General features: G+C 68.4%; 15 protein-coding genes. 5 read left to right on the top strand and 10 right to left on the bottom strand.

Going from position 1 to position 16130, the window contains the following annotated elements; all coding sequences use genetic code 11:
* The first annotated feature begins 34 nt into the window (after positions 1-34).
* The 4 genes from AC3WON_RS19845 to AC3WON_RS19830 are packed head-to-tail and all read left to right on the top strand — an operon-like array spanning position 35 to position 4600.
* Positions 35-973 carry an HlyD family secretion protein gene (locus tag AC3WON_RS19845; protein WP_492352547.1) on the top strand — a complete coding sequence of 313 codons (939 nt, stop codon included), beginning with the start codon at positions 35-37 and terminating at the stop codon, positions 971-973.
* Positions 970-1938, top strand: coding sequence for an ABC transporter ATP-binding protein (locus AC3WON_RS19840; RefSeq protein ID WP_492352546.1), 969 nt, complete (start codon positions 970-972; stop codon positions 1936-1938). The genes AC3WON_RS19845 and AC3WON_RS19840 overlap by 4 nt, the downstream gene beginning before the upstream one ends.
* Entirely contained in the window at positions 1935-3098 is a 1164-nt protein-coding gene (locus AC3WON_RS19835; RefSeq protein WP_492352545.1) for an ABC transporter permease, read from the top strand. Before AC3WON_RS19840 ends, AC3WON_RS19835 begins: the two co-directional genes overlap by 4 nt.
* Before the next feature lie 11 nt (positions 3099-3109).
* Positions 3110-4600, top strand: coding sequence for an efflux transporter outer membrane subunit (locus AC3WON_RS19830; RefSeq protein WP_492352544.1), 1491 nt, complete (start codon positions 3110-3112; stop codon positions 4598-4600).
* Positions 4601-4610: 10 nt separating this feature from the next.
* Here the strand turns inward: AC3WON_RS19830 and AC3WON_RS19825 are convergent, their stop codons facing one another.
* The 6 genes from AC3WON_RS19825 to AC3WON_RS19800 are packed head-to-tail and all read right to left on the bottom strand — an operon-like array spanning position 4611 to position 11194.
* Positions 4611-7883, bottom strand: coding sequence for a pilus assembly protein (locus tag AC3WON_RS19825; RefSeq protein ID WP_492352543.1), 3273 nt, complete (start codon positions 7881-7883; stop codon positions 4611-4613).
* A 40-nt stretch (positions 7884-7923) separates the two neighbouring features.
* Positions 7924-8481 carry a pilus assembly protein gene (locus tag AC3WON_RS19820; protein ID WP_492319004.1) on the bottom strand — a complete coding sequence of 186 codons (558 nt, stop codon included), beginning with the start codon at positions 8479-8481 and terminating at the stop codon, positions 7924-7926.
* A 34-nt stretch (positions 8482-8515) separates the two neighbouring features.
* On the bottom strand, positions 8516-9559 hold the full coding sequence (locus tag AC3WON_RS19815) for a PilW family protein (protein WP_492352542.1): 1044 nt from the start codon (positions 9557-9559) through the stop codon (positions 8516-8518).
* Positions 9556-10179: a type IV pilus modification protein PilV gene (gene pilV, locus AC3WON_RS19810; protein ID WP_492319002.1), complete on the bottom strand. Its 624-nt coding sequence runs from the start codon at positions 10177-10179 to the stop codon at positions 9556-9558. Before pilV ends, AC3WON_RS19815 begins: the two co-directional genes overlap by 4 nt.
* On the bottom strand, positions 10176-10670 hold the full coding sequence (locus tag AC3WON_RS19805; protein WP_492319001.1) for a GspH/FimT family pseudopilin: 495 nt from the start codon (positions 10668-10670) through the stop codon (positions 10176-10178). The genes pilV and AC3WON_RS19805 overlap by 4 nt, the downstream gene beginning before the upstream one ends.
* Before the next feature lie 2 nt (positions 10671-10672).
* Positions 10673-11194 carry a type IV pilin protein gene (locus tag AC3WON_RS19800; protein ID WP_492319000.1) on the bottom strand — a complete coding sequence of 174 codons (522 nt, stop codon included), beginning with the start codon at positions 11192-11194 and terminating at the stop codon, positions 10673-10675.
* A 291-nt stretch (positions 11195-11485) separates the two neighbouring features.
* Between AC3WON_RS19800 and AC3WON_RS19795 the strand changes: the two genes are divergently transcribed.
* A complete protein-coding gene (locus AC3WON_RS19795) occupies positions 11486-12394 on the top strand; it encodes a MurR/RpiR family transcriptional regulator (protein WP_010814413.1) in 909 nt (302 codons plus the stop codon).
* Positions 12395-12417: 23 nt separating this feature from the next.
* On the opposite strand, the gene AC3WON_RS19790 is transcribed toward AC3WON_RS19795, so the two are convergent.
* The 4 genes from AC3WON_RS19790 to AC3WON_RS19775 all read right to left on the bottom strand — a co-directional run bounded on the left by AC3WON_RS19790 (position 12418) and on the right by AC3WON_RS19775 (position 16075).
* A complete protein-coding gene (locus AC3WON_RS19790; protein WP_035822695.1) occupies positions 12418-12768 on the bottom strand; it encodes a hypothetical protein in 351 nt (116 codons plus the stop codon).
* A 45-nt stretch (positions 12769-12813) separates the two neighbouring features.
* A complete protein-coding gene (locus AC3WON_RS19785) occupies positions 12814-14262 on the bottom strand; it encodes an HdeD family acid-resistance protein (RefSeq protein WP_492352541.1) in 1449 nt (482 codons plus the stop codon).
* 101 nt (positions 14263-14363) lie between these two features.
* A complete protein-coding gene (locus tag AC3WON_RS19780; protein WP_010814410.1) occupies positions 14364-14864 on the bottom strand; it encodes a potassium transporter Kef in 501 nt (166 codons plus the stop codon).
* A 179-nt stretch (positions 14865-15043) separates the two neighbouring features.
* On the bottom strand, positions 15044-16075 hold the full coding sequence (locus AC3WON_RS19775; RefSeq protein WP_492352540.1) for a collagen-like protein: 1032 nt from the start codon (positions 16073-16075) through the stop codon (positions 15044-15046).
* Positions 16076-16130 lie beyond the last annotated feature (55 nt).

Genomic DNA, 16130 nt, shown 5'->3' with positions numbered 1-16130 from the left:
CGCCCTCCCCACCAGCCCGCAACTGCCGGCAGCGGTGCTTGCCGTGTTCGCGGCGGTGCTGCTGGTCGCCGCTTGCAGCCGTGAGCGCGCCGACACCTGGCAAGGCTATGTCGAAGGCGAATTCGTCAGCGTGGCCTCGCCGTTCGCCGGGCGCCTCGACACGCTGTCGGTGCAGCGCGGCCAGCAGGTCGGCCAGGGCGCCGCGCTGTTTGCCCTCGAATCCGACGACGAGCGCGCCGCGCGCCAGCAGGCCGAAGACCAGCTGCGCGCGGCCGAGGCACAGCTGCAAGACCTGAAGACCGGCAAGCGCCCGGTCGAAGTCGAGGTCAGCCGCGCCCAGCTGGCGCAGGCACAGGCCCAGGCGCAGCGCAGTGCCGCGGCCTTGCGGCGCGACCAGCGCCAGTATGAGATCGGCGGCATCGCGCAAGCGCAGCTGGACGAATCGCGCGCGCAAGCCAGCAGCGACGCCGCACGTGTGCGCGAACTGCAGCGCGATATCGACGTGGCCCGGCTGCCGGGCCGGGATGCGCAGCAAGCCGCGCAGGCCGCGCAGGTGGCCGCCGCGCGCGCGGCGCTGGCGCAGGCCGAGTGGAAGCTGTCGCGCAAGACCGTTGCCGCGACCCAGGCGGGGCTGGTCTACGACACGCCCTACCGCCTCGGCGAATGGGTGCCGGCGGGCAGCCCGGTGGTGCGCATGCTGCCGCCGGGCAACGTCAAGGTGCGCTTCTATGTGCCGGAGACCGTGGTGGGCGCGCTGCGCAACGGCCAGGCGGTGCAGGTGCGCTGCGACGGCTGCGCCGCGCCGGTGGCGGCCACCATCAGCTACGTCGCCAACGAGGCCGAATACACGCCGCCGGTGATTTACAGCAACGAGACGCGGCGCAAGCTGGTGTTCCTGGTCGAAGCGCGCCCGGCGGCGGCCGATGCGCCCAGGCTGCGGCCGGGCCAGCCCGTTGAAGTGGTGCGGCAATGAACACGACAATCAACGGCAGCGCAAGCGAACTCGCCATCGACGTGCGCGGCCTGAACAAGCACTTCGGCGACAAGCACGTGGTCAACGACCTCAGCATGCAGGTCGCGCGCGGCGAGATCTTCGGCTTCCTCGGCCCCAACGGCAGCGGCAAGACCACCTCGATCCGCATGATGTGCGGGCTGCTGACGCCCGATTCCGGCGAGGGCACCTGCCTGGGCTACGACATCCGCAGCGAGTCCGACGAGATCAAGCGCCGCGTCGGCTATATGACGCAGAAGTTCTCCTACTGGGACGACCTGTCGATCCGCGAGAACCTGGACTTTGTCGCGCGCGTCTACGGCATGCCGAACCGGCGCGAGGCGGTCGACCGCGCGCTGGAAGACCTGGGCCTGGCCACGCGCTCGGCGCAGCTGGCCGGCGCGCTGTCTGGCGGCTGGAAGCAGCGGCTGGCGCTGGCGGCGTGCCTGCTGCACGAGCCCGAGCTGCTGCTGCTCGACGAACCCACCGCGGGCGTGGACCCCAAGGCCCGGCGCGACTTCTGGGAGCAGCTGCACCAGCTGGCCGCGCGCGGCATCTCGGTGCTGGTCAGCACGCACTACATGGACGAGGCCGAGCGCTGCCACAAGCTGGCCTATATCGCCTACGGCAAGCTGCTGGCGCAGGGCACCGCCGATGAAGTGGTGGCCAGCCAGAAGCTGTCGACCTGGAGCGTGGAAGGCGACGACCTCGCCGCGCTGTCCGAGCAGTTGCAGGGTGCGCCGGGCGTGGGGCAGACCGTGGCCTTCGGCACCGCGCTGCATGTGACCGGGCGCGATGCGCAGGCGCTGGCCGATACGCTTGCGCGGCTGGCGGGACCGGGCCGGCGCGTCGAGCAGACCCAGACCAGCCTGGAAGACGTGTTCATCCACATGATGAGCGGGGCCGAAGACAATATGGCTGTCCGCAAGGCCAGGGAGGCGTCATGACAGCCGCCGCCCGCAAGCCGGCCGCGCAACAGCGCTTCTCGTTGCAACGCTGGTGGAGCATCGTGCTCAAGGAATTTCTGCAGCTGCGGCGCGACCGCGTCACCTTCGGCATGATCATCGGGCTGCCGATCATGCAGCTGCTGCTGTTCGGCTTTGCCATCAACACCGATCCGCGCCACCTGCCGACCGCAGTGATTGCCGCCGACCAGAGCGAATTCACGCGTTCCTTTATCGCCAGCATGGAGCAATCGACGTATTTCAAACTGGTCGGCACGCTGCCGGACGAACAGGCCGGGCGCGAGGCGCTGATGAAGGGCGAGGTGCAGTTCGTGCTGACCATCCCGCCCGACTTCACGCGCCGTCTGCTGCGCGGCGAACGGCCCGCCCTGCTGGTCGAGGCCGATGCCACCGATCCCTCCGCCACCGGCCAGGCCATCGCCGCGCTGCCGCAGCTGCCTTACCGCGTAGCCGCGCATGACCTGAACGGATCGCTGGCGCCGCTGGCCGGCGGCAAGCCGCCCTTCGACGTGCAGGTGCAGCGGCTCTACAACCCGGAAGGCATCACGCAATACAACATCATTCCCGGCCTGATGGGCGTGATCCTGACGATGACCATGGTGATGATGACCGGCCTGGCCATGACGCGCGAACGCGAGCGCGGCACCATGGAGAACCTGCTGGCCACGCCGGTGCGGCCGCTCGAGGTGATGACCGGCAAGATCGTGCCCTATATCTTCATCGGCCTGATCCAGGCGACCATCGTGCTGCTGGCCGCGCGCTGGATCTTCAGCGTGCCGTTCGTTGGCTCGGTGCTGGCGGTGTACCTGGCGGCGCTGCTGTTTATCGCGGCCAACCTGACGGTGGGCATCACGCTGTCGTCGCTGGCGCAGAACCAGCTGCAGGCGATGCAGCTGACATTCTTCTACTTCCTGCCCAACATCCTGCTGTCCGGCTTCATGTTCCCGTTCGCCGGCATGCCGGGCTGGGCGCAGGCCATTGGCAACATCCTGCCGATGACGTATTTCCACCGCATGGTGCGCGGCATCCTGCTCAAGGGCAACGGCTGGGTCGAGCTATGGCCCAATGTGTGGCCGATGGCGCTGTTCATCGTGGTGGTGATGACGATTGCGGTGCGCTTCTACCGCCGCACGCTGGACTGAAGGGGTTGGCCATGCAACGACTCACGCCTCTGTTTGCCGCCGCGGCACTGTTGTGCGGCTGCGCCGTAGGCCCCGACTTCCGCGCGCCCGCACCGCCGGACGACGCCGGCTACGTGCCGGGCCCGCAGCCGGTGGCAACCGTCGCGGCCGACGCCGCGGACGCGGGCGGGCAATCCCACGCGCAAACCCTGGCCGCCGGCGCCGACGTGCCCGCGCAGTGGTGGACACTGTTCCGCAGCCCGGCACTGGACGCCACCATCCGCGGCGCGCTGGATGCCAGCCCGACGCTGGCGCAGGCGCGCGCCCGGCTGCGCGAGGCGCAGGAGAACCTGGCCGCGCGCACCGGCGCGACGCGCTGGCCCGCCGTCGACGCAAAACTGAACACCACGCGCCAGCAGGTCGACTTCCAGTCCCTGGGCATCACCGCGATCCCCAGCCCGGGCCCGTTCACGCTTTACGGCGCCACGGTGCAGGTGTCGTACGTGCTCGACCTGTTCGGCGGCCAGCGGCGCGAACTGGAAGGACTGCAGGCAGCGGTGGACTACCAGCGCTATGAACTGGAAGCCGCGCGCCTGGCGCTGGCCGCCAACGTGGCCACCGCGGCCATCCGCGAAGCCGGCCTGCGCGCGCAACTGGCCGATACCGCCGCCGTGGCGGCGGCCCAGCAGCGCCAGCTTGGCATCACCGAGGAACGCCTGCGCGCGGGCGGCGTCGCGCGCGTCGACGTGCAGCGCCAGCGCGCGGAGCTTGCGCAAACCCAGACCCTGGTTCCGGCCCTGCAACGCCAGCTCGATGCCACGCGGCACCAGCTCGCGGTGTACACGGGCCAGACCCCGGCCTCGGCCACACTGCCCGAGTTCCGTCTCGACGACCTGCACCTGCCCGACACGCTGCCGGTCAGCCTGCCGGCCACGCTGGCACGCCGCCGTCCCGATATACGCGCGGCCGAGGCCCTGCTGCACCAGGCCTCGGCCAATATCGGCGTGGCTACGGCCAACCTCTATCCGCAGATCACGCTGAGCGCCAGCGGCGGCACGCAAGCCACCGCGGCGCGCGACCTGTTCAGCAGCCTGAACGTATGGAGCCTGGCCGCGGGGCTGGTGCAGCCCGTATTCCGCGGCGGCGAGCTGCAGGCGCGCAAACGCGCGGCGGAAGCGGCTTATGAGCAGTCGCTGGCCGCGTATCGGCAAGCCGTGCTGCAGGGCCTGCAGAACGTGGCCGATTCGCTGCGCGCACTCGAAACCGATGCCGCCGCGCTGCGCGAACGCGCCGACAGCGCGCGGCAGGCGCGCGATACGCTGGCGGTGGTGTCGGAGCAGTACCGGCTCGGCGGCGTCAGCCAGCTGACGGTGCTGGATGCCGAACGGCAGTCGCGCCAGGCGTCGCTGGAACTGGCGCAGGCGCGCGCCGACCGGCTGGCGGATTCGGCGGCGCTGCTGCAGGCGTTGGGGGGTGGGTGGTGGGAGGAGGAAGGCGGCGCTGTGGCGGCAGTGCCGCGGTGATGGCGGCTGGCTAGGTCTTGTCGCTCTGCGTGTGCCAGTAGGTGCGCTTGCGCTTGCCGGTGCTGGCGGGCTTCACCTCCTGGCCGCCCAGCGATGACTTGTCGTCGCCGCCCGAGGCACCAGCCTTGCCGCCCCCGATCAGCACCGGGACCAGCCGGGTCGATCCGTCGGTCTGCGTGACCGACACCATGCCGAACACCGGCGACGGCGGCAGCCCGCCGTTGTCGAACCTGACGAACCGCGGCCCGTTGTTCATGCCAAGCCCGGTCAGGAATGACACCGCGTAGCCCCGCGCAACGCCCAGGTCGGGATAGCAGGCTCCGGGCTCGACCTTGGAAGGCGTGTTGGTGCCGAAGTACGTATAGCCCGCCACGGTCAGCGGCGCATTGACCGCCTTCTCGCCGAATTCCAGCGACAAGTAGAAGCCGCTCGCCACCGCCGAATCGCGGTAGGCCACGTTGGTCGCGTCGACAAGATCGGCCGCCTTGACCGCCGTCCAGGTCGAAGGCAGCTTCCCGTCGACGTTCGGGTCCTTGACCATGAAGAAGCGGTTCTGCACGTTCTGCGCCGCGCCAGGGGTCTGGCTCAGCGAGTACAGCGGCTTTTCGCGGTCGCCCGAGGCGATCATCACAGCGTCGTACTTGCCGGTGGCGACGACATCGGGCGGATAGAGAAACTTGCGCGCATCGTTGGTGTCCACTGCGCCGCCCAATTGCGCGAGCTTGCCGACCGTCCACGTCGACGGAGTATCCGTATCCGTCGATCCGAAGTCGATACGCCAGACATTGCCGCCGACGTCGCCGACATAAGCCTTTTCGGCATAGCCATCACCATTGCGGTCCACCACGGCAACGTCGGAAGGAATCGCGCGGCTGTTGATGGTGACGCAGGTGCCCGTGCTGATGCCAGCGCAATTGGCCAGGGCTGCCCAGACCACATTGCCCGTCCCGGCGTCGAGCACGATCACGCCGCGGCCTTGCTTGTTCGTCGCCGTGGCGATGCCATTGAGCGCGGGGTCGGTATCCTCGCCGTCGGGGTCGTAGCCCGCACCCATGATCAGCACAGGCGTCGGGTAGCCGCGCACGCGCATCACCCGCGGCTGCGACCAGGTCTGCCCCAGTTCAGGGATGTCGGCGTTGGTCTTGCTCCAAAGGTACTCCGGCTTTGCCGGATCCTTGACGTCCAATGCATAAATCAGGCGACCGCCGCGCCGTGCGGTCAGGTAGATCTTTACCTGCGGCGTGGCCGGGGTGCTCAGGTCCTGGTAGACCGTGGTGGTGCCGTCGAAGAAATAGTCGCGTGGAGCAAACTGGACCTCGGCGGTGTCCTGCGGGCTGCCCGTCAGCCGCACCTCGGGCGCGTTGCTATAGATCCGCGCCAGCTTGCCGTAGAACTCGGGAGCGATGAAGCCCCACAGTTCACCGCCCGCGCGCACCGTGCCCGCAGTGGTGGAAATGGCTGCAGTGCGGTTACCGTTGACGGCATGGAACACACCGTCATTGGCACCGTAGAAGACCACTACGCCAGTGGTGCCGCCGTAGTCGACCACCACCGGGCGCGAATGCAGCACGTCGCCGTGGATCGAGCCGCGCACCGTGACGTTGCCGCCGGGGCCGGGCTCCGCCTCTTTCTTGGGGTCGGTGCCGGTCAGCGTGGCGAAGACGTCCTTGCCGCGCACCCAGTTGATCATATTGGCCACATCCGCGGCAGCGGTCTTCAGCAGCGACGGACCGTTGCCCTCGGTGAGGGCCTTGTTGGCGGTATCGAAATTCGCCAGCGCGGTCCCCTTGCTGCATTTCGCGTCGGCGCAGGTCAGCAGCCGGCGCCCGGCCTGACTGGTCAGGTAGTCTGCGCGCAGCATTTCTCCGGCGCCGCCCTTCTCGACGACCTCGCCGTCGGGTGAATCCTTGGCAATGCGCAGCAGCGACGAGGCATTCTTCCAGAACCCGTCCGAGGGCCAGTCCGTCACGATGCTGGAGCTGCCCACCGCCTTCGGCGGATCCTCGGTCCAGTAGCTGCGGGCATTGGGCGATATAAACCCGGTCCCCGCGTTGCTAACCGCATTCTTCGGGGGCTGGTCGATCGCGCCTTGCACCCCGGCGTCGAGCATCACCAGATTGCCGTTGCTGTCATAGCCCAGCTTGTACTGTTTGAGGTTGCCCACCCAGCGCGGACGGGCCTTGCCGTCCGGGCGGAACATGCCGATATAGACCTGGTTCAGGTACGAACCCTGCCCGTTCACGCTGACCGGCAGGCTGACCGAGGCAAACACGTTGTTGACCGCCTGCATCTCGTTGAAGATGTCCTTCAGCGCCTTCGAAAGCGCGTCGTCATCTCCGGCCCGGACTGTAAAGTTGCCGCCCCCGCCCTTCTGGGCCATGCTGGTGACGAACTGCAGGTAGTCCTGGCTTTGCTGGCTACCGTCAGTGACGCCGATGGTGTAGGTAATGATGTTCTGGCGCGTCGCCGTGGTCGAGCCCGCGTTGTTGGCGGCGTTCAGGTCCAGGTCGTTCAGGAAGCGCGACCACTCATCGCCCCAGTTGTCGATGTTGTTGCCCCTGGGCAGCGGGATCGGAGTGAGCTGCGCGGTGGTGGCGCCCGCCTCCTTGAGCTTGTTGTAGGCATCCTGGCCGGAGTCCTGCGGCTTGCCGTTGTTGAGCGCGTTGGCGATGTAGATGATGAAGTTCTTCTGGCACGGGTTGGTGATCGGCGACTTGTATGTGGTGCCGGACAATCCCGTCTTGCCGGAGAAGAAGGCCCATGCCTCCTGCATGGCGCCGCCGACCTGCGAGTTGTTGGCACTGTCCTTGGTACGGTCGATAGTCTTGATGTAGTCGAGCATGTCCTGTCCGCCCGCACCTTTCTCCATCAGCACCAGCCCGGACGGCGCGGTGGGCGGCGTCACCTTCGGGAAGCGGAACTGGCCACCCGTATTGGTGCCCTGCCCGAACATCATCACGCCAAGGTTGATCTTGCCGTTCGTCTTGTCATCATTGATCAGGTCCGACACCGCCTTGTACAGCGCGCACTGCTCGGCGCCAACGTTGGTGTTATCGTTGTTGGCGCTCACCACGTTCTGCGTTTCGCAATCGACCTGGGCATTGGCATTCCACGCCGATGCGTTGTCGAGTATCAGCAGCACGTTGGGACGCGACCCGGAGTTGGCCTGCAGGCCGGTGAACAGGTCGATGTCTTCGGCTATCGCCGCGGGCGCGGCAGCCAGCCCGAGCAGGGCTGTGGCACAGGCGGCGGAAGCGCGAAGCCGGCGAGCGGGCATGGACATGCTGGTTCTTCCTTTCAAGATCCGGATCTGGCCCGAGACTTCAGGGGCAAGTGGAGCCATAGAGCGTGCGCACCGCCACGCCCTGGTGCACCGTCGCGACGGCGCCGGTTGTATTGACGTCATTGACGGTGGCTGCCACATCCCACTGCGTATCGTTGCAAAGCGAACTGATCGCACTGACACCGCTTGCGCCCATGACCAGGTTGCCATTGCCGGTGCTGCTGCCCAGCGTGCATTCGGCATCCTCCGGGTGCTTTTCCGGATCGATCACCTTGGCCACTGGCTTGCTGGTCACGCAGGTCGGTGCCGCCACCTGCGCGATGTAATCCGCCTTGCCGTCACCCGTCACGTCCACCGGCACATCCACCGCAACCGGCGCCTTGGTGAAGTCGTCGCTGATCACCTGCTCGATCGCCTGCTGCGCCACGTCGCGCGCTTCGGCGCTGTGCTGCTGGTTGGCAGCCACCTTGACGTTGACCAGCCCGGAATTGACCATGGCCACGGCGATCAGCAGGAACAGCACCATGAACACCAGCGTCACCACCAGCGTGACCCCGGATTGCCTGCGGCGCAGCGGCCTGCCCGTTGACTTCATCATTGCTCGCTCTTCGCTGTGTTGAATCGGTATGGCGTTATTGTTCGCGCAGCCCGGCCACATTGACCAGCCGCGCCACCTGCGCGTATACGTGGCGCTTGTAGCCGTCATTGAACGGGCCTGCGGCCGCCGCGCGGCCGAGGTCATAGGTGCGGTTGTCTGAATGCCCGCCCGAGGGCTTCAGCGTGCGCGCCAGCAGGTGCACGCGCACCGTGGTGACATTGGCCAGGTTGTTGAGCACCACGCCCCAGTCATAGCCGGGAACGGCGGTGCAGACGGCGCTGTTGTTCGCGCGGGGGTCGGACACGTAGCAGTCGGCCGAGCCGTTGCTGTCCTGGTCGACGCCGTACAGCACATGCATGTCCTGCACCCCCTGCGCGACCGAGCGCGACTGGAACGCACCGTTGACCAGTTCGGCCATCTTCAGCGTGGGGATGCCGTCGCCGCCGTTGCTGCAGCGGTCGCAGCCGGCCAGGTAGAAGATGCGCACCATGGCGCGGCGCAGTTCGGCCGGCTGGGCCGGATCGCAGGCCTTGGTGCGCAGTCCGAAGGCCGCCGCGCCGCTGGCATCGAAGACAAAGGACTGCGTGTCCTGCGAACAGGCCGATACCTGCAGGTAGGGCACGCCCGGCGCCGGGGCGGCAACCGCCGTGGTCGACACGCGCCGGATCACCAGCACCTCGGAAGTCGGCGCCAGATCCGGCAGGCATGGTGCCGCGACGCCCGGCGCATAGCCGGTCAGCGCCACCGGCACGGTTTCGGCAGTAGGCGAGAAGCCAAGGGCGGCGGAATCCGTCGCGCACAGCGCCGGATCCGCGGCCTTGGTGCTGCGTGCAATGTTGCCGACGCCGAAGAACCCGGCCAGCTCCACCTCGCGCCGGATCTGCTCCAGCGCGTAGCGGCCGTTCTCGACCTGCTCGGCAGACTTGGTGAATTCGGTGCGCGACAGGCTGTTGGCCAGGTACAGGCTCGCCAGCGCGGTCAGCAGCACCAGGCCGATGGTGATGCCGATCATCAGCTCGACCAGCGAGATGCCGCGCTGGCGGCGCAGGCGGCGCGCGGACAGGCGCAGGGGGCTCATGACACGGTTCCCAGGGTGCCGATGCGGATCTGCGTGCTGACCGCGCGGCGATTGGCATCGTTGCCGTACTGGCCCTTGCCGCAGCCCAGCGCGGGCGCGCCGGTGGTGGCCAGGCCCTGCCAGGCCACGGTGATGCGGTAGATATTGTTGACGGCGTCGACGGTCTCGATGCAGCCGCGCGCACCGATCATGGCGCCGACGGCCTGGGCGGCATCAGCGGCGCTGGCTCCCAGGCGCATCTCGGCACTACCCAGCAGCGCCGTGTTCCAGGCCTGCAGGTCCGCATCGGCGGTAGCCTTCTGCGCGGCGGTGCCCTGCGTGCACGCCGCCGGCGGCGCGGCCGCGCTGCCCAGCTGCATGCCGGTCGCGCCGTTGGCATAGCACGATGCCACCTGGCGGTTGGCGTTGAGGCGCGCAACCATGTCCTGCAGCAGCGCCAGCGCCTGCACGCGCTGGTAGGACTCCATCTCGGTCTGCCCCGAGCGCGCCACCAGCCCGGCGGTGCCAAGCAGCGCGACCAGCAGGATCACCACCGCCACCAGCACCTCGATCAGCAGGAAGCCGCCCTGTGTGCGGCGGCCAGTCATGCGCGGCCGCGGCCGCGGAATTCTTTGCTTCATGAGCAGGCTCCCGTGGCGGAGGCGACGCGGCCAGTCTCGCTGACCTGCACGCAGACGCGCGACGTCGCTGCCGTATCGCCGTTGGGCGCCACTTCGAAAGTCATGGCCGCGCCCGTGAGCCGGCCGTCGTTGCCAAGCACCAGGGCCCCTGCAGCGCTGGGCGTGATGGTCAGGCCGCCATAGGGCCCGAAGCTGCGCACCGTCTCGGCGCCCGCGGTGACCGCCCAGCCGGCAGTCCAGGCGGCACCGGTGGCTGCCAGCGTGACCGTGGCATTGCGCTTGACCGCCTCGCTGCGCGCCAGCAGCAGCGCCGAGGTCAGGTCAAGCGAGGCACCGCGCACGCGCTGGTTGGCGATCAGTGACGAGAACGACGGCGCCGCCGCGACCGCGAGGATCGCCAGCACCGACATGGCGCACAGCAGTTCGACCAGGGTGAAGCCGCGGCGGCTGGGCCGGCCGGGCAAAGACGGCGGGAATGTGGCGCGCCGCATGGTCAGTTCCAGCAGTCGGTGCCTGCACCAGACGCGGATTTTGCGCCGGCACTGGTCAGCGTCAGCGAGCCGCAGTCGGCGTCGGCGGCGAGCTGGCTGCCCTTGGGCGTGGCCACGATGCTGTAGCCGGGCGGCAGCGCCGCGTTCGGCGTCACGGCGACGTCGTAGCGCGTTGCCTGCGCGGCCGGCACCGACATGCCCAGCGCGCCCAGATTGGCGGCGTAGGCGCGGTTGTCGACCAGGTAGCGCTCCTGGGCGCCCGAGACCTCCAGCATGAAGGACTCGATTGCGGCCCGGTGCGAGCGCACGACGTGACGGCTGTAATTTGGAATGGCGACGGCGGCAAGAATGGCAATGACTGCCACGGTGATCATCACCTCGATCAGCGTGAAGCCATGCGCTGCCCTGGCGCCGCGCAGGCGCCAGCCCCGGCACGGATTGCCGGTTGCCCCAACTTCCCCAATGACCCGAAACGACGGGTTGACCCTCCCGCCGTGTCGCACTGCCGGGCTTCTATGTCCCATGCTCGCGCTCCGATACCAATTATGTTCCGGATGACCGAATTCCGGTGGTTATGGCGCGGAGTGTAAGTCACGATCTGTTAAGTGGGTAAGGAAAATATGATGCCGGCTGGCCGGCGTTGTAGCGAACAGACAGTGGCGTTACGAGATCTGCTCAGGACATACAGCCAAGGCATATGGCAGACGTTATCCGTCAGTGAGGGGGAACCCTGACCCGCCCTGTTCGACCCGGCCCGATGCGTGCCCGGGCGCACCTGTGCAACAATCGTTACAAACTCTGAATCTGGAATGCCCATGCCGCCCGACAGCCCCACCCCATCGCCGCAAGCGCCGCCGCAGGACCTGGACGCCCTGCTGGCGCTGCTGCGCAGCAACTTCCCCACGCTCAGCACGCAGTTCCAGGGCGGCGCGCGCTACCTGCTCGACCATCCGCAGGACGTGCCGGTGCTGTCGATGCGCAAGATCGCGGCCAGTGCCGGGGTGCAGCCTGCCACCCTGGTGCGGCTGTCGCAGCATCTGGGCTTCGAGGGCTGGCAGGGGCTGCGTGAATTGTTCGTCGATGCGCTGCGCGGCGGCAGCCAGCCGTACGCGCGCCGCGCGCGCAAGGTGGTGCGTGAAAGCAGCTCCAGCCGCATGCTGGGCGAGATGCTGGACGCGCAGCACCACAACCTGGACATGATTGCCGCCAACAACGAGAAGACGCTGCAGCAAGCGGCGGAACTGCTGTCGCATGCGGCGTGCGTGCATGTGGCGGGTTTCCGCTCGTGCTTTCCGATCGCGTTCACCTTCCATTATGTCTACCGGCTGTTCCGCAGCACGGTGCACCTGATCCGCGCCGATGCCGGCACGCTGGAAATGGAGCTGCGCGGCCTGGCGCCCAAGGATGCGGTGCTGGTGGTCAGCTTCGCCCCCTACTCGCAGGAAAGCATCCGCGTCGCCGCCGCCGCGCGCGAGTGCGGCTGCAAGGTGATCGCGCTGACCGACAGCACGGTCGCGCCGATCGCGCTGGCGGCGGACTGCACGTTGCTGTTCTCGGTGGAAAGCCCGTCGTTCTTTCCGTCAGTCACCGCCGGCGTGGCCGTGGTCGAGGCCCTGGTCGAGCAGCTGCTGGCGCGCAAGGGCAAGGGCGCGATCCGTGCGCTGGAGCAGGCCGAGGGCGAGCTGCACCGGACCGGGGCGTATGTGGTGGCGGGGCGCGAGTGAAGGTGGCCCCCAGTCACTCATCGCTACTGCGTGCACTTCTCCCGGTACGCCTGCTGCAGCGACTTCTTCGGCCGGTCACGCTCCAGTTCCGGAATCATGCGGCCCTGCGCGGTCTCGATGGCCGGCTGGGTGGCACGGTATTCGCGCTTGGGCGCTTCGGCGATCTGCGCGGCCAGGGCGCGGCATTCGTCCGACTGGATGCTGCCCGGCGTCGCGGCCGGGTCGGGACGGTAGGGCGTGGTGCCCTGCTGCACCGCTTCGTTGATGGCGGCGGCGGCAGCGCTGTCCCCGTCCGGCCTCTGCGCATGCGCGCTGCAGGCCATCGCCAGGGCAGCGATGGCGGCAATGCGGGTCAGGGTTCGCTGGCTCGGCATGACTTCTCTCCTGTGGCTCGATGAATTTATGCAAAGGCTGCCAGCTTAATCGTTCGCGGCCTGTCTGACACTACCGGCATTTCCGGCATTTGCGGCGTCGATGCCACCTGCGCCCGCCTGGGTACGCGCCGCCTCGCGCCAGTCCTGGCGCCGGCGCCGCATCTGCCCCAGCGCCAGCCGGGTCATGCTGGCCCAGCCGGACGGCCGCGGATCGGCCAGCATGCTGAGCGCGCGCGCGTAGTCCAGCGTCAGGCCGGGCGTCCAGGCCATGGTCTTGGCGCGCTTGCGGATCTGTGCCGCCACCCACAACTCCGGCGTGGTCAGCAGGCGCCAGAGCGGCCGCCAGCCCCTGGCCTCGCGCCAGACCCGGGCCGACGCGCCTTCCAGCGCCGCTTCCAGCGCGTGCGAGACGGTGCTGGAACAGTTGCGGTGGGTCAGGTTGTAGGTGGTGTTCTGGCGGTAGGCGTTCCAGAAGCGGCCCAGGCGCCCGGGGTCATAGTTGCGGATGCGCACCTGCACGGTCGACGGGCACCAGGCGCGCGATTCGGTCTGGTAATCCGGCTGGAACTTGCCGCCCACGTCGTTTTCGCGGGTGGCGCGCAGGATGCGGGTGAATTCGTCGGGCGAGCGGTCGATCTCCTCGGCCGGGTACAGGCTGATATAGATGCCCTCGGGCGATTCCAGCGCGGCATGGCCGGTGGAGATCACGCCGTCGCGGTCCACCGCGGCGATATAGCGGTCGACCAGCGGCTGGCGGCGCGCTTCGCCGCGGGCGGACCCGACCGGGGTCCAGACATGGACGGTCAGCGCGTGTTCGCCGGGTCCGGGCGGACCGTCCCAGATGGTCATGTCGGGCGCATCTGCGGCAGCAGCCGTATCGGTTGCCGGGCCGGCGGCGGAAGCGGCCGGTGCGGCGTCGGCATCGTCCATGCCGGGGTTGCGGTCCAGCCGGCGCAGGCGTGAGGCCAGCAGCAGCATGTTCCAGCCGCCGAAGATCAGCCCCAGGGCCAGGCAATAGGGCACGGTGCCGACATAGTGGGTCGGGTACGGCTGGTAGAAGAAGATGGCCAGCGCGATCTCGAACACGCCGACGGCTACCGCCAGGCGCCAGGTGCGGAACCGTATCACCCGGGCGGATACGACCTGCAGCAGCCCGTCCGCCAGGAACAGCGTGCCGAAGATCATCGACAGCACGAAGTTGCCGTGATGATGGCCGGCCAGGATCAGCACCGCGGCAAAGCAGAACGACACGCCCTTGACCTGCCGCAGCGTGCGCTGCCCGCCGATGCCGGTGCGCGCCACCACCAGCGTTGCCAGCCCTTCCAGCAGCAACACCACCGCGAACGGCGTCATCGGGAAATAGATGGCGTTGTCCAGCGCATCGACAAACATGGCCAGCCCCAGCAGCACGCTCAGGCAGCCCAGCCGCAGCAGGCCGCGCCAGCGCGTGCGCAGGTAGTCTACGCCCAGCAGGATCATCACCAGTCTTGCCATGTCCGGTCTTCCTCCTTCCGTTGCCGGCCGCCGCCGAGGGCGGCCCGTGGTTGGGCCACAGGACAATACGGCCAACAGCAAGCTGTGGCGCGGAGATTCCGCTAGGGCGCGCGGCGCCCGCCGCCCTCGTCGCGCTCGAGCTCCCAGTCGCGGCGCATCATGACATAGGTGAACGAGGTGGACCAGCCGATCAGGATCAGGCCGACCAGAGGCTCGATGCTGGCGATCAGGCGGCTGGCGCCCACCGGGACGATGTCGCCCAGGCTCTGCGTGGTGAAGGTCTCCAGCGCAAAGTAGGCGTAGACCAGCGCGCCTGGCTGCGTGTGGACGCCGGACACGCCGGCAACGCCCATCGCGGTCAGTCCGCCCAGGCCCAGCACCTGGTCGGCGAACCAGAAACCCAGCGCGAACACCAGCGCTTCCAGGCAATGGACCACGATGATGCAGACGATCAGCACGCCGATGTTCATGCGCCCGCTCCAGCGCCGGGGGTGTATCGCTGACAGCAGCCGCAGCGCCTCGTAGTGGATGCCGACCACGGTCACGGTCAGGACGGCGGCGCACAGCAGGGCAAGCGAATAGTGTTCGGCGGAGGTTTCCATGCGCAGCGGCAGGCCTGGTCGGTGTCCGTGACGATCGGGAACAACGCGGAAAAAAAAGCCGCCCTCCAAAATAACACTGGAAGGCGTGCAGGAAAACCAGGGAGCGGGTGCGGCTGGCGCGCGGCCGTGCTCGTAGCCCTGGCAGAGGGTCGGTGGCGGCCGGGTGGCCGCCGCATGGATCAGCTGCTGCTCTTGCAGGAGAGGTTGACGTACAACCCGCCGCCCCATTTGAAGTTGCGGTTGCCACTGACCTGCACCTGGACAATGTCGTTGGCCGCCACCGCCGTCGTGGCCGGCGCCGAGCAGGTCCGCACGGTGGCGCCGAGCGAGCAGGCGGACGCGTCGGTGATGGCAAGCGGGGCGATCGTTTCCAGCGCCGCGCCGCTGGCGACACGGTATGCCACCAGGGCGTACTTGACCTCGTCATCGGGCACGGGGCCCGCCAGGCTCGCGTTCAGGGTCAGGCCGCCGCTGCAGCCCACCGGCATCACCGCGCCGAAATTCGGATCGTTGCTTTGCCGGTCCAGCGCGGTGCCGGTCATGACATAGGTGCCATTGCCATCCGGCGAGTCGTACACAGCGAAGTTGGCGGTGTAGATCGTCGCTCCGGCGCCTGTCTCTCCTTGCTGGCCCTGGGGGCCGGTGGCGCCAGTTTCGCCGGTGTCGCCCTTTTCGCCCTTCTCGCCCTGCGGACCTTGCGCCCCGACCGGACCAGTCAGGCCAACCACGGAGACCCCGGCCGGCCAGCCCTCGGCCGTCTTCGGGCCGAACAGCGTATTGGTGGCCGTATTGAGGTAGAAGCTGCCTTCGCTGCCATCGGCAGCGGTGGGATCTGCCGCGCCGTGCAGCAGCACGGCGCCGGGCGCCCCGGCCACGCCTTGCGGGCCGACCAGCGACACGCCGGCAGGCCAGGCCCCGTCAGCCTTGGGTCCGTAGAGCGTCGAGGTCGAGGCATTGAGGTAGAAGTCGCCGTCCGTGCCAGCGTCCGCCGCGGGCGCATTGGCGCCGGACAGGATGGTCTTGCCGTTCGCGCCGGCCGGGCCGGCCGGGCCGGCCGCGCTGGCGGATGGCGCGGCGCTGGCTGGCGCGGAATCGCCGCCGCCGCCACCGCATCCTGCGAGCAGGATGGCGAGGCAGGCGAGCGGGATCGCCGCGAGTTTCAGGTCGATGTGTTGCACGATGGAAGCCCCCCGGTTTCTCACGAATGGCATGCCCGGATCCGTGCCGGGTGAGTTCAATCTAGAGATCGCGGCGATTCCGATAAAT

Source organism: Cupriavidus sp. FW305-46 (genome assembly GCF_058787075.1).
Note: the sequence above shows the minus strand (reverse complement) of the source record. Positions and strands in the feature narration are given on the sequence as shown.